Source organism: Rhizobium altiplani, assembly GCF_001542405.1.
GTDB classification, from domain to species: Bacteria; Pseudomonadota; Alphaproteobacteria; order Rhizobiales; family Rhizobiaceae; genus Rhizobium; species Rhizobium altiplani.
In genome coordinates, this window is sequence record NZ_LNCD01000148.1 from 64,053 (window position 1) to 76,723 (window position 12,671).

A 12,671-nucleotide genomic window follows, 5' to 3' on the forward strand; every position below is an offset into this window, starting at 1 on the left:
TGACAAGGGGAACAAAGGGGCTGGCACTAACGCATGGCAGCGCGGCAACGCATCATTCCGGTCAGGCGCGAATACAATCGCTGGGTGGCGAACCAGACGCTGGAGGACTATGCGCTGCGGTTCACCGCCAAGAGCGCCCGGCAGTTCTCCTCGCAGCGCATCTCGCAGACGGCAATCGGTGCCATCTCCTTCCTGGCGCTGGAAGCGATCGGTGGCGCCATCACGCTCTCCTACGGCACGACCAACGCCTTCTACGCCATCATCGTCGCCTCGATCGCCATGCTCGCCATCGGCCTGCCGATCAGCCGCTACGCGATCCGCCACGGCGTCGATATCGACCTGCTGACCCGCGGTGCGAGCTTCGGCTATATCGGCTCCACGGTCACGTCCCTGATCTATGCCAGTTTCACCTTCATGCTGTTTGCGATCGAAGCCTCGATCATGTCCGGCGCGCTGGAGCTGACGCTCGGCATCCCTCTGTGGATCGGCTACATCATCAGCGCCGTCATGGTCATTCCGCTGGTGACGCACGGCGTCCGGCTGATCAGCCGATTCCAGTTGCTGACCCAGCCTTTCTGGATCGTCCTCAATGTCCTGCCCTTCCTCTTCATCGCCGTGATGGACTGGGAGAAATTCGATCTGTGGCGCGCCTTTGCCGGCATTCGCCATGCTTCGGGGCCGCCGGGCACGGTCGCACCTTTCGATCTCGTCGAATTCGGCGCCGCCTCAGCCGTCATATTGGCGCTGATGTCGCAGATCGGCGAACAGGCCGACTTTCTGCGCTTTCTACCCCCGGAGAAGCAGACGAAATGGCGCCACCGCCTCGCGGTCTTCCTCGCCGGCCCAGGCTGGGTGATCATCGGGGCGCCGAAGCTGCTAGCCGGCTCCTTCCTCGTCGTGCTGACGTTCGCGTCCGGCGTGCCGGTTGATCGTGCCGCCGATCCGGCCCAGATGTATCTGACCGCCTTTGGATACATGATCCCCTGGCACAACGCCGCCCTGCTGCTGATGGCTGCCTTCGTGGTCGTATCGCAGTTGAAGATCAATGTGATGAACGCCTATGCAGGCTCGCTCGCCTGGTCGAACTTCTTCTCCCGCCTCACTCATAGCCATCCCGGCCGCGTCATCTGGCTCGTCTTCAACGTGGCGATCGCCCTTCTGCTGATGGAACTTGGCATCTATAGGCTGCTCGAGGAAACGCTCGGCATCTTCTCGATCATCGCCATGGCCTGGCTCTGCACGATCTCGGCGGACCTTTTCATCAACAAGCCGCTCGGCCTTGCGCCTCCCGGCATCGAATTCAAGCGCGCTCACCTCTACGACATCAACCCCGTCGGCCTCGGCGCCATGACGCTATCGGCCGGCATCGCGCTGGTCGCGCATTTCGGCGTCCTCGGCTCCATCGCAGCCTCCCTCGCGCCTTACATCACGCTTGTTGTCGCGCTGATCGCCTCGCCGCTGATCGCCTGGAGTACGAAGGGCAGGTTCTATCTCGCTCGCAAGCCGCGCCACAGCTGGAAGAACCTTACCAACATCACCTGTTCCGTCTGCGAGCATCCATTCGAGCCTGAAGATATGGCCTGGTGCCCGGCCTATGCGGCACCGATCTGCTCGCTCTGCTGTTCGCTCGACAGCCGCTGCCACGACATGTGCAAGCCGAAGGCGCGCTTCAACGCACAGGTTGGCACGGTCGCCAAGGCAGTACTGCCGGGGAGCGTCGTTGAGAAGCTGACCACACGCCTCGGTCGCTATGGCATCGCCGTCGTGCTCGCCCTGACGGCCGTCGGAACCATCCTCGCGATGATCGCCCATCAGGTTTCCTCGGCGTCACCCGAAACCGCCGACGTCGTCAACGGAACGATCCTGGTAGTCTTCTTCGTCTTCGCGGTGATTGCGGGAGTCGTCTGCTGGTTTTACGTGCTCGCGCATGACAGCCGGGTCGTTGCCGAGGAAGAATCCTCTCGCCAGAATACGCTGCTGCTGAAGGAAATCGCCGCGCACAAGAAGACCGACGCCGCCCTTCAGACCGCCAAGGAAACGGCTGAAGCCGCCAACCGTGCGAAGAGCCGTTATGTCGTCGGCCTTAGTCACGAATTGCGCACGCCGCTGAACGCCGTGCTCGGCTACGCGCAGATTCTCGAGCGCGACGAAACCATTCCCACTCCACGACAGTCGTCGATCAAGGTCATCCGCCGCAGCGCCGAGCATCTCTCCGGTCTTATCGACGGTCTCCTCGATATCTCCAAGATCGAAGCCGGGCGCCTGCAGGTCTATTCCAACGAGATCAACATTCAGGATTTCCTGGATCAAATCGTCGACATGTTCCGCCCTCAGGCCCAGGCCAAGGGATTGACGTTCCATCACGACCGCTCACCCGCCCTGCCCCACTTCGTACGCACCGACGAGAAGCGGTTGCGCCAGATCCTCGTCAATCTGCTCTCCAACGCCATCAAGTTCACTGACGAAGGCAGCGTCATCTTCGACGTTGGCTATCGCAGCCAGGTCGCCACCTTCACGGTCAGCGACACCGGCCGCGGCATTGCCGAGAAGGACTTGAGCCGTATCTACGAGCCGTTCCAGCGTGGCGAAGCCGACAGCGTCCGGCCGATGCCGGGCCTTGGCCTCGGTCTGACGATCACGCAGCTTTTGACCAACACGCTGGGCGGCGAAATCTCGGTGAGCAGCGAGAAGGATCGCGGAACGGTCTTCCGCGTTCGCCTCATGCTTTCCGCCGTGCTTCGCGAAATGACGGTCCCGCCACAGGAGAAGAAGATCGTCAGCTACGACGGTCCTCGGCGCACGATCGTCGTCGTGGACGACAATGAGGACCACCGCGAGATGATGCGCGAGGTGCTCGCCCCACTTGATTTCGTCGTGCTGACGGCGGCAAGCGGAGCCGATTGCCTGACTTTGATCGAAGGCATTCAGCCCGATCTCTTCCTGGCCGATATCTCGATGCCGGGCATGAATGGCTGGCAACTCGTTTCGCGCCTGCGCGCGAACGGCCAGACTGCCCCGATCGTCATGCTGTCCGCCAATATCGGCGACGCCGCCGCACACCGCGATAGCGATGACAGCCACAATGATGCCATCGGCAAGCCTGTCGACATCAAGCAACTGCGTGACAAGCTTGCGCTCCATCTGGGTTTGAGGTGGATCTATGCGGAGGCGATCCCGCCCGCCCCCGCCAAGCACGACCGGCCGCTGGTCAGTCCAGGACACTCCCATGTTCAGGAATTGTTGCGGCTCGCCGAAATCGGCTACATCAGAGGCATCGAGGCAAAGCTCGGCGACCTTGCCAAGGTAGAAGCAAATCAGCCATTTACAGAAGAACTTCGCTCCTATGCGGCCTCCTTCGATCTGAACGGCCTCATGAATTTCCTGCACCGTTTTGACGAGAAGGTAGAAACCCTTGGCTGAGCTCCCGCGCGACATCGTTCTGCTGGTGGATGACTCGCCGGAGGCTTTGGGGTTCCTGACCGATGCTCTGGAGCAGTCCGGATTCTCGGTCCTGATCGCCACGTCAGGCTCGGCTGCCCTGAATATTGTGGAGCGCATTACGCCCGATCTCATTCTGCTGGATGCTGTCATGCCCTCCATGGACGGCTTTGAGACTTGTAGGAGACTGAAAGCCAACCCGGCAATCAGCCAGATACCGGTCATCTTCATGACCGGCCTGACAGAAACCGAGCATGTCGTTCGTGCACTCGAATCCGGAGGCGTCGACTACCTGACGAAACCGATCAATATCGACGAGCTGCGAGCGCGGATCGGCGTCCATCTGCGCAACGCCCGTTCCACACAGAGCGCGCGCGTTGCGCTGGACGCTGCCGGCCGACATTTGCTCGCCGTCAAGGGCGACGGCGATATTCATTGGTCGACGCCACAGGCAACACGCCTCGCCAACGCTGCGATGAATCGAGATGATGCCATGGACACGGTGGTCAGCAGGATTGCCGAGTGGATGAAGACCCGCCCGGCCTCGGCGCGCGAGGGCGCGATCTCGCTTTCGCATGCCGGCAAGGACGTGCTTCAGCTGGCCTTCCTGGGCGCGATCGGTCCGGATGAATATCTGTTTCGCCTGACGGCAAACAACGCGCGGGCCGACGACGAGGTGCTGCGCCGGCATTTCTCGCTGACACAGAGGGAATCCGAAGTGTTGTTATGGATTGCGAAAGGCAAGGCCAACCGCGATATCGGCGAGATTCTCGGCCTGTCGGCGCGCACCGTGAACAAGCATCTCGAACAGATCTATGTGAAGCTCGGCGTCGAAAACCGTGCCTCGGCGGCGGTCAAGGCCGCTCACGTCTTGCATGAGACGTGAACGATCTAGAGTCGGAGAGCGCAGCATTGATCCGTAGGGCGACAAATCAGGATACTGCCCGGATCGTCGAAATCCGCGCCGGGGTATCGGAGAACATCCTGTCCGATCCCTCCAAGGTTACCCTGGACGATATCAATTGGTTCATTGCCAATCCCGGCATCTTTGTCGGGGAAGAAAATGGCGAAGTCGCCGGCTTCTCGGCGGCGGACACCCGCGACGGCTTCATCTGGGCATTGTTCGTGGACGAGCAGTACAGCGGTCGCGGGATCGGGCGTGCCCTGCTTGAACGCGCGTGTCAAACGTTGAAATCCGCCGGCTTCGAGCGGATTCGCTCGACGACGGATCCCGCGACGAGAGCCGAAAGGCTTTACCGACGCGCCGGCTGGCGCCTGATCGGCCATCGAGACGGCGAGCTACTCTTCGAACTCAGCCTCTAGCAAAACTCTCGCGGAGGAAGAGGCAGATCAAACAACGCGGTCGGGCGGCGACCGCCCCTCGAAGAAGGCAGTGACGTTGTCCACCACCTTTATCCCCATGGCCGTGCGGGTTTCCTCGGTCGCGCTGCCGAGATGCGGCAGCAGAACAACATTCTCCATGACTTTCAGCGCATCCGGTACGTGCGGCTCGGCCGCATATACGTCGAGCCCGGCACCACGAATGACGCCGTCCTTCAGCGCGGCGATCAAAGCCACCTCGTCAACGACATCGCCGCGTGCAGTATTGATCAGGAACGCGCCGGGCTTCATTGCCGCAAGTCGACCCACATTCATCAGGTGTCGGTTTACCGCACCACCTGGGCAATGCAGGGACACGAAGTCGGATAGCGCCAATACCTCCTCAATCGTCGGCAATTGCCGTGCCCCGTAGCGCGCCGCTTCCGACGGATCGACCGGTGATCTGTTGTAGAAAACCACGTCCATGCCAAAACCGAAATGGCAACGTTGTGCGAACGCCCTGCCGATGCGCCCGAAGCCGATGATGCCGACGGTTTTGCCGGTGACCTTCGTCCCGATCATGTGCGTCGGGCACCACCCGGCCCACTCGCCGGAGCGGACCTGACGCTCGCCCTCGCCGCCGCGCCGGGCCACTGTCAGTAGCAGCAGCATGGCGATGTCAGCCGTGCAATCGGTCAGCACGTCGGGCGTATTCGTCACGACGATCCCGCGGCCCTTGGCGGCATTGGTGTCGATATGATTGTAGCCGACCCCGAAATTGCCGAGTATGCGCGTGCGCGGCGTCACGACATCGAAAACGGCTGCAGGCAACTTGTCGGAGACCGTCGGCAAGATGGCATCGTACTCATCCATCGCTTGGCGCAATGCCTCCACGCTCATCGCTTCATCGCGCAGGTTCAATGTTACATCGAACCGTTCCGAAAGGATGCGTTCGACGGCTGACGGCCAGCGGCGCGTAACGAGAATGCGTGGTTTGGACATGGTGACCTGTTCCGAATGCTTGGTTGGCTTTCTAGCCAGTAGCCCAAAAAGCCCGATGGGCCAAACAGAAGAAGCCCGGTCTTGCGACCGGGCTTCCAAAATCCGCACAAGCGGGGGATGAACCCTTACTTGGCTTCCTGCGGGAAGTAGCTGTACTTGCCGTCTGGACCCTTCTTCCACTCGTACATGATGTAGCCGGGAAGCTTCGGGTCACCCTTTTCGTCGAATGACATGTCGCCGAGAACGGTCGGGAACGGGCCCTTTGCCTTCATTGCAGCAGCAACGGCTTCAGCGTCGTTGGAACCGGCAGCCTTTGCACCGCCAGCGATCGACTGCAGCGCAGCGTAGGAGTAGAGCGTGTAAGCTTCCGGGTTGAAGCCTGCAGCCTTGAACTTCGCAACGAGATCCTTGTTGGCCGGGTTCAGCGTCGGATCGGGGCCGAAGGTGTTCAGCGTACCGGCAACTGCGTCGCCAGCGATCGATGCCAATTCGTTCGAAACGATACCGTCACCGGAAACCAGCGTAGCTTTGAGGCCCTGGTCGGCTGCCTGACGGATGATCAGACCAGCTTCGGTGTGGAGGCCACCCCAGTAGATGATCGTGACGCCGGCTTCCTTCATCTTGGCGATGAGAGCCGAGAAGTCCTTGTCGCCAACGTTGATACCTTCGTAGAGGGCTTCCGTCGTGCCAGCAGCGTTCAGAGCCTTCTTGGTTTCGTCAGCGAGACCCTGGCCGTAAGGCGTCTTGTCGTGAACGACAGCGATCTTGGCGTCCTTGAAGTGGTCAGCAAGATACTTGCCGGCGATTGCACCCTGCTGGTCGTCACGGCCGCAAGTACGGAACGTGTTCCAGAGGCCGCGCTCGGTGAACTTCGGGTTCGTAGCGGCCGGGGTGATTTCGAGCATGCCGTTTTCAGCGTAGACTTCGGAAGCCGGGATCGAAACGCCCGAGTTGAAGTGGCCGATTACGAACTTGACACCGTCAGCAGCGAACTTGTTCGCGACCGAGATGCCCTGCTTCGGGTCGGAAACGTCGTCGCCGAGCACGATCTTGACCTGCTCGCCGTTGATGCCACCAGCGGCGTTGATGTCAGCGGCGGCCTGCTCTGCGCCCTTCTGGAGCTGAGCGCCGAACGCAGCGTTCGGGCCAGTCAGCGGACCAGCAACGCCAACGATGATGTCGGCCCATGCGTTGCCGCTGAAGGCGACCATCGCCGTCAGTGCCACAGCCGACAGGAGAGACTTTTTCATTCTGTTACTCCCAATTTTTTAGCGGGTTCCGTTCCACTACCCAGCGCATTACCCACTTTACTGCGCCAGGAAACTTGTTCCACTCGGAGGGGCATCTGTCCCTAGATTCAACCGGCTGTCAATGTTTTGCCTTCCAAGAGAAGGGGGACGTCTTTTCGTATAGCCAGTAGTAGTTGTTGACCATCTGATTGGTCCGGCGATAGCGATAGCCGGCCGTCGAGAAGATCAGAAGCAAGACCAGGTCGATTACATAGTAAAAGAGGCTGAGAACCGGTCCATCGAACAGTGCGTGATGCAGGAATTGCATCGCACCAGCAAGCAGAACAGTATAGGCGATTACCAGAGGATAGTTGCTCCAGCTCTCGGCCGCGGCTCTGCCGGCCCTCCATGCCGTCCAGAATCCAATCAGCACGACGACCAAGCGAATGGCGCTGCGCACGCCCGTATCGCTCTCAAAGAAAAGTCCCTGCATATCAAAGTCTCCCCTTCGTCATGCTCAATGACGTCCGCCTTCGAGATAGGCGGCACGCACTTCTGGATTCGCGAGAAGTTCCATGCCGGAACCGCTCATGGTGACCTTGCCGTTGACCATGACATAGGCACGGTCCGACAAGCGCAGAGCTGCGAAGGCGTTCTGCTCCACGAGGAAGACAGTCAGGCCTTCTTCCTTGTTGAGTTTCTTGATCGCCTCGAAAATGCCCTTGACGATCAGCGGTGCTAGACCAAGCGAGGGCTCGTCCAGCAACAGCAGCTTTGGACGCGCCATCAGCGCGCGACCGATCGACAGCATCTGCTGCTCGCCGCCCGAGAGCGTACCGCCGCGCTGGCCCTGGCGCTCCTTGAGGCGCGGGAACATCGTAAAGACCTTCTCGACGTCCTCGTTGAAATATTTCAGGTTGTCGAGACCCGCGCCCATCTGGAGATTTTCCATGACGGTCATGCGCGGGAAGATACGGCGTCCTTCAGGCGACTGCGCGATGCGAAGGCGGGCGATCTCATGCGTCGGCAGACGCGTGATATCCTGGCCATCGAAAACCACCGAGCCCTTGCGCGCCTGCGGACTTCCGCAAATCGTCATCATCAGCGTCGACTTGCCGGCGCCGTTGGCACCGATCAGGCTGACGATCTCGCCGCGATGGACCTCGATATCGATTCCGGCCAGGGCCCGGATGTTGCCATAGTAGGTTTCAACGCCCTGAACGTTCAGAAGTGGCTGGCCAGTCATTAGTGCGAGCCTCCTTCGAGGTTCTCTACGGCTGCAATCACTTCTTCCACTTCCTCGTCCTCGACACCGAGATAGGCCGCGATAACCCGCGGGTCCTGCTTCACTTCATCAGGCGTGCCATCGGAAATCTTCTGACCGTATTCCAGCACGACGACATGGTCGGAAATTTCCATGACCACCGACATATCGTGCTCAATCAGCAGGATCGACGTGCCGCTTTCGCTGCGAATGCTGCGCAGCAGCGCGTTCAGCGCGGCCGACTCGCGGGGATTGAGGCCAGCAGCAGGCTCGTCCAGGCACAAAAGTTCCGGCTCCGTACACATGGCGCGCGCGATCTCAAGCCGGCGCTGTGCGCCATAAGGCAGATCACCAGCCGGGTCATCGGCGCGATCAATCAGATCAGCCTTCTCTAGCCAGTGGCGTGCCAGTTCAACGGCATTCTTCGCCTCTGCCCGATACGGCCCGATGCCCACGAGACCCATCACGGTGAACCCGGACGCCTTCATCAGCTTGTTGTGCTGGGCGACGAGCAGGTTTTCGAGAACCGTCAGGCCGGAAAACAGCCGGATGTTCTGGAACGTGCGGGCAACCTTGGCTTCCTTGGTGATCCGGAAGTCCGGAAGGCGCTCCAGCAAGAACTCCTTGCCGTCCTTCTGCTTCAGCGTGATCATGCCCATCGTCGGCTTATAGAAGCCGGTGATGCAGTTGAAGACCGTCGTCTTGCCGGCGCCGTTCGGGCCGATGAGTGCGGTAATGTCGCCACGCTTGGCTTCAAATGAGAAGTCGTTGATCGCCATCAGGCCACCGAACTTCATCGACAGATGCTCGACCTTCAGCAAAGTATCGCTGGTCATGTTTGTTTCCTGAGGGCTCATCAACCGTGGCCCTCCTTGGTAAAGCTGCCGGAAACTGCCTTGCGCTCCTTGAGGAAGGCTGTCGGTTCACGCGACCCCACGAAGCCGCGCGGCTTGATCAGCATCACGACGACCATCGCCAGGCCGAACAGCAGCATGCGGTAAAGCTCAGGCGTGAAGTCCGGTCCGAAAATCATCTTCAGGAAGGCCATTTCACGCAGCATTTCCGTGCCGCCAACCATGACGATCGCAGCGATCGCGATACCGGTCAGCGAGCCCATGCCGCCGAGAACGACGATGGCGAGGATAACAGCCGATTCCAGGAAGACGAACGATTCCGGGGAAACGAAGCCCTGACGAGCGGCAAAGAAGGAGCCTGCGAAACCACCGAACATAGCGCCCGTCGCAAAGGCCGTGAGTTTCGTCGTCACCGTATTGATCCCGAGCGAGCGGCAGGCAATTTCGTCTTCGCGCATGGCCTCCCATGCACGGCCGATCGGCATCCGGCGCAGGCGGATCGTCACATAAGCGGTCAGCATGCAGAGGGCCAGGATCAGGTAGAAAAGGAAGATCTTGTAGTAGGCCGATGACATCGGCAGGTGGAACAGCTTCGCAAAGCCACCGGCGCTCGCATCGAACGGGATGCCGAAAAGCGTCGCCTTCGGAATGCCCGAGATACCGAACGTGCCTTTGGTGAGATCCGTCCAGTTGATGATGACCAGGCGAATGATTTCACCGAAGGCCAGCGTGACAATCGCGAGGTAGTCGCCGCGCAGTCGCAGCACCGGGAAGCCCAGAATCACACCCCACAGCGCTGCCAGAATACCGGACAGAGGCAGGAGCACCCAGAACGACAGGCCGAAATAGCTGGACAGGAGCGCGTAAGAGTAGGCGCCGATCGCGTAGAACGCCACGTAGCCAAGATCGAGCAAGCCAGCGAGGCCAACGACGATGTTCAGCCCCCAGGCCAGCATCACGTAGATCAGAATCTGGATACCGAAGTTATCCACCCACTTCAGCGAACCCTGCGGACCCGCGACGGCATAGATGAACACCGGATAGAGCAGCAGTGCGACGAGCGCGATCTTCAAGAAATGTGTGTGGAAAAAGCCCTTTTCGGCCGAGATATCCAGCTCGCCACTACGCGCCTTCGCCAACTTGCGTGCATCAAGGTGCGGCCGCAGGAAGACGACGGTCAGGAAGCGACCGACGGCTGCAATCGCTACGAATATAGCTAGGAGGCCCCAGCGCTGAACAATGATGAGTTCGTTGCTGATATTCTGATCGGTCTTCAGGCCAACGTACAGCACGAACATGCCGAACGCGATCAGGGCAGCAAACAGAGCTTCTTTAATACCCGTCTGAACAAGTCCGGCTTTGGCGGGCTTGTCAGCGGAACGTACAACATTTTCCATGACGTTAAACCTTCTCGACTTCCGGCCGGCCCAGGATACCTGTCGGCTTGAAGATCAGCACGAAAGCGAGGATGGCGAATGTCGCCACATCCTTGTACGCGATGGTGAAGTAGGCCGACCACAACGACTCGATCAAACCGATCATCAGCCCACCCAGGACAGCGCCTGGAAGCGAACCGATACCGCCGAGAACGGCCGCGGTGAACGCCTTCACACCCGGTACGAAGCCGTCGTTGAAGTTCACGACACCATAATACATCAGATACATGGTACCTGCGACCGCAGCCAGCGCCGCGCCCATGATGAAGGTGATGGAAATCGTCTGATCGACATTGACGCCCAGCAGCGCCGCCATCTTGCGGTCCTGCTCAGTTGCACGCTGAGCGCGCCCGAGCGACGTATGATTGACGAGGTACCAGAACACCGTCAGCAGCACCACCGTGATAAGGATGATGACGATCTGCTTCAGCGAGATGGAGATGCCGGCGACGTTGTATACAGTGCTGACCAGCGGCGGGATCGGCTTGTTGCGCGGCCCCTGGGTCACCTGGATGAAGTTCGACAGCGTGATCGACATGCCGATCGCAGTGATCAGCGGCGCCAGGCGGAACGATCCGCGTAGCGGACGATAAGCAACACGCTCGATCGTCCAGTTCCACAAGCTCGTCATCAACATTGCGATCAGGAGCATAACCAGCAGCAAAACTGCAACCGGAAGACCCGCAAACATGGAGGTGAGGACGAGAAAAACGATGAGGCCGGCGAAACCGCCAAGCATGAAAATATCGCCATGGGCGAAGTTGATCATGCCGATAATGCCGTAAACCATCGTATAGCCAATAGCCACAAGGCCATAGATGGATCCAAGAGTCAGCCCATTAACGAGCTGCTGGACAAAATATTCCATATACCATTTCCCCTGGATGCAAGCCGGTTTAGCCAACATCTCTTGTTATTAGAGCTTTTGATGCGCCCTTGATTAAGGATTTCATACCGCTTTCAAACCAAAAGGGAAGCGCAAAATCGCAAAGCTCCAAAGTTCTTTGCCGTTTTGGTGAAAATGACTTTTTTGCGACTAACAATTCGCTTTTTTTAACATGTGAAGCCCCAGAAAGCGCTTTTTGACTTTAGAATGGTGCAAACTGCAACACCATCCCGCTTTCGGACAATGCCGCGGCACGGGCAGGCTGCATTCTGTCCCAGAAACTGTCGCTTGAATTTGGCAAGTTTCACTTGGCCGAGGGAATTGCTTATATAAAGGTGAAACGCTGCAGGTGAGCGCAACAAAAAGATCCGGAAGGCGAGCAATGCTCGAAACATTTGAGCGCGCCGCTCTCGAAGCGGGCAAAGCGATTATGAAGGTCTATCGGGAGGGATGCCCGACCGCCAGGAAAGCAGACAACAGCCCGGTCACCATCGCCGACGAGCGTGCCGAGCGCATCATCATTGCACAGCTTGAAGCCGCGTTCCCCGATACGCCGATTATCGCGGAAGAATCAGTGGCAGCAGGAAACGTGCCTGCGATCGGCAGATCCTTCTTCCTTGTGGATCCGCTCGACGGCACACGGGAATTCGTCGACCGACGACGCGAGTTCACCGTGAACATTGCCTATATCAGCGAGGGACGCCCTCTCGCAGGGATCGTTTATGCCCCCGCCCTCGGCGTCGCCTTCGCTGGCGAGGACAGCAAGGCCGAGAAACTCCTTGTCGACGACCGTTTTCAGGTGACACGGCGGACGCCCATCCGGGTGCGTCCGCAACCGGCCGACCGGACGGCTTTGGCAAGCAGATCCCACAACAGCCCCCAGACAGATGTTTTTCTCGCCGCAAACGCGATCTCCCACTGCACCAACATTGGCTCCTCGCTGAAATTCTGCATGCTGGCTGAAGGCCTGGCCGACGTTTATCCGCGCTTCACGCGGACAATGGAGTGGGATACAGCCGCCGGGGATGCCGTGCTGCGCGCTGCGGGCGGCTCCACCGTAACGCTGGACGGGTTGCCGCTGACCTACGGCAAGACGTCTCAAATGCATGACAGCGACTTCGCCAACCCGAACTTCATTTCCTGGGGCGGCGCCAGATCCGCTTTGGAGCGGGCATAACCTCGTCGGAAAAACACGCAAAATCAGCGGGATGCGGCTTTCGCTGTCCACGTCTCATTTGTGGC

General features: G+C 59.5%; 11 protein-coding genes. 4 read left to right on the forward strand and 7 right to left on the reverse strand.

The window, feature by feature from the left end; genetic code table 11:
- The first annotated feature begins 33 nt into the window (after nt 1-33).
- The 3 genes from AS026_RS38095 to AS026_RS38105 are packed head-to-tail and all read left to right on the forward strand — an operon-like array spanning nt 34 to nt 4,761.
- Nucleotides 34-3,420, forward strand: a complete 3,387-nt coding sequence (locus AS026_RS38095) for a hybrid sensor histidine kinase/response regulator (RefSeq protein WP_062376284.1) — start codon at nt 34-36, stop codon at nt 3,418-3,420.
- Nucleotides 3,413-4,324 carry a response regulator gene (locus tag AS026_RS38100; protein ID WP_025660109.1) on the forward strand — a complete coding sequence of 304 codons (912 nt, stop codon included), beginning with the start codon at nt 3,413-3,415 and terminating at the stop codon, nt 4,322-4,324. Before AS026_RS38095 ends, AS026_RS38100 begins: the two co-directional genes overlap by 8 nt.
- 26 nt (nt 4,325-4,350) lie before the next feature.
- On the forward strand, nt 4,351-4,761 hold the full coding sequence (locus tag AS026_RS38105; protein ID WP_062376286.1) for a GNAT family N-acetyltransferase: 411 nt from the start codon (nt 4,351-4,353) through the stop codon (nt 4,759-4,761).
- 27 nt (nt 4,762-4,788) lie between these two features.
- On the opposite strand, the gene AS026_RS38110 is transcribed toward AS026_RS38105, so the two are convergent.
- The 7 genes from AS026_RS38110 to AS026_RS38140 all read right to left on the reverse strand — a co-directional run bounded on the left by AS026_RS38110 (nt 4,789) and on the right by AS026_RS38140 (nt 11,411).
- The gene (locus AS026_RS38110; protein ID WP_018858221.1) at nt 4,789-5,760 is read right to left on the reverse strand and encodes a 2-hydroxyacid dehydrogenase; all 972 of its coding nucleotides are present in this window, start codon (nt 5,758-5,760) and stop codon (nt 4,789-4,791) included.
- Nucleotides 5,761-5,885: 125 nt separating this feature from the next.
- Nucleotides 5,886-7,010 (reverse strand): branched-chain amino acid ABC transporter substrate-binding protein, encoded by a 1,125-nt coding sequence (locus AS026_RS38115; protein WP_018858220.1) that lies wholly within the window; start codon nt 7,008-7,010, stop codon nt 5,886-5,888.
- Nucleotides 7,011-7,128: 118 nt separating this feature from the next.
- A complete protein-coding gene (locus tag AS026_RS38120; RefSeq protein WP_018858219.1) occupies nt 7,129-7,482 on the reverse strand; it encodes a DUF6867 family protein in 354 nt (117 codons plus the stop codon).
- Between the two features lie 24 nt (nt 7,483-7,506).
- On the reverse strand, nt 7,507-8,235 hold the full coding sequence (locus AS026_RS38125; protein ID WP_025660106.1) for an ABC transporter ATP-binding protein: 729 nt from the start codon (nt 8,233-8,235) through the stop codon (nt 7,507-7,509).
- Nucleotides 8,235-9,089, reverse strand: coding sequence for an ABC transporter ATP-binding protein (locus tag AS026_RS38130; protein WP_018858217.1), 855 nt, complete (start codon nt 9,087-9,089; stop codon nt 8,235-8,237). The genes AS026_RS38125 and AS026_RS38130 overlap by 1 nt, the downstream gene beginning before the upstream one ends.
- A gap of 20 nt (nt 9,090-9,109) precedes the next feature.
- Nucleotides 9,110-10,504, reverse strand: coding sequence for a high-affinity branched-chain amino acid ABC transporter permease LivM (livM, locus tag AS026_RS38135; RefSeq protein ID WP_018858216.1), 1,395 nt, complete (start codon nt 10,502-10,504; stop codon nt 9,110-9,112).
- 4 nt (nt 10,505-10,508) lie between these two features.
- Nucleotides 10,509-11,411: a branched-chain amino acid ABC transporter permease gene (locus tag AS026_RS38140; protein ID WP_018858215.1), complete on the reverse strand. Its 903-nt coding sequence runs from the start codon at nt 11,409-11,411 to the stop codon at nt 10,509-10,511.
- 400 nt (nt 11,412-11,811) lie between these two features.
- On the opposite strand from AS026_RS38140, the gene cysQ reads away from it, so the two are divergent.
- Nucleotides 11,812-12,606, forward strand: a complete 795-nt coding sequence (cysQ, locus tag AS026_RS38145; RefSeq protein ID WP_025660104.1) for a 3'(2'),5'-bisphosphate nucleotidase CysQ — start codon at nt 11,812-11,814, stop codon at nt 12,604-12,606.
- Nucleotides 12,607-12,671: the final 65 nt, after the last annotated feature.

Excerpts from the sequence above, each read along its gene's own strand:
- AS026_RS38095 (WP_062376284.1), top strand. The coding sequence starts at position 34 with ATGGCAGCGCGGCAACGCATCATTCCGGTCAGGCGCGAATACAATCGC.
- AS026_RS38110 (WP_018858221.1), bottom strand. The coding sequence starts at position 5,760 with ATGTCCAAACCACGCATTCTCGTTACGCGCCGCTGGCCGTCAGCCGTC.
- AS026_RS38115 (WP_018858220.1), bottom strand. The coding sequence starts at position 7,010 with ATGAAAAAGTCTCTCCTGTCGGCTGTGGCACTGACGGCGATGGTCGCC.
- AS026_RS38120 (WP_018858219.1), bottom strand. The coding sequence starts at position 7,482 with ATGCAGGGACTTTTCTTTGAGAGCGATACGGGCGTGCGCAGCGCCATT.
- AS026_RS38125 (WP_025660106.1), bottom strand. The coding sequence starts at position 8,235 with ATGACTGGCCAGCCACTTCTGAACGTTCAGGGCGTTGAAACCTACTAT.
- AS026_RS38130 (WP_018858217.1), bottom strand. The coding sequence starts at position 9,089 with ATGACCAGCGATACTTTGCTGAAGGTCGAGCATCTGTCGATGAAGTTC.
- livM (WP_018858216.1), bottom strand. The coding sequence starts at position 10,504 with ATGGAAAATGTTGTACGTTCCGCTGACAAGCCCGCCAAAGCCGGACTT.
- AS026_RS38140 (WP_018858215.1), bottom strand. The coding sequence starts at position 11,411 with ATGGAATATTTTGTCCAGCAGCTCGTTAATGGGCTGACTCTTGGATCC.
- cysQ (WP_025660104.1), top strand. The coding sequence starts at position 11,812 with ATGCTCGAAACATTTGAGCGCGCCGCTCTCGAAGCGGGCAAAGCGATT.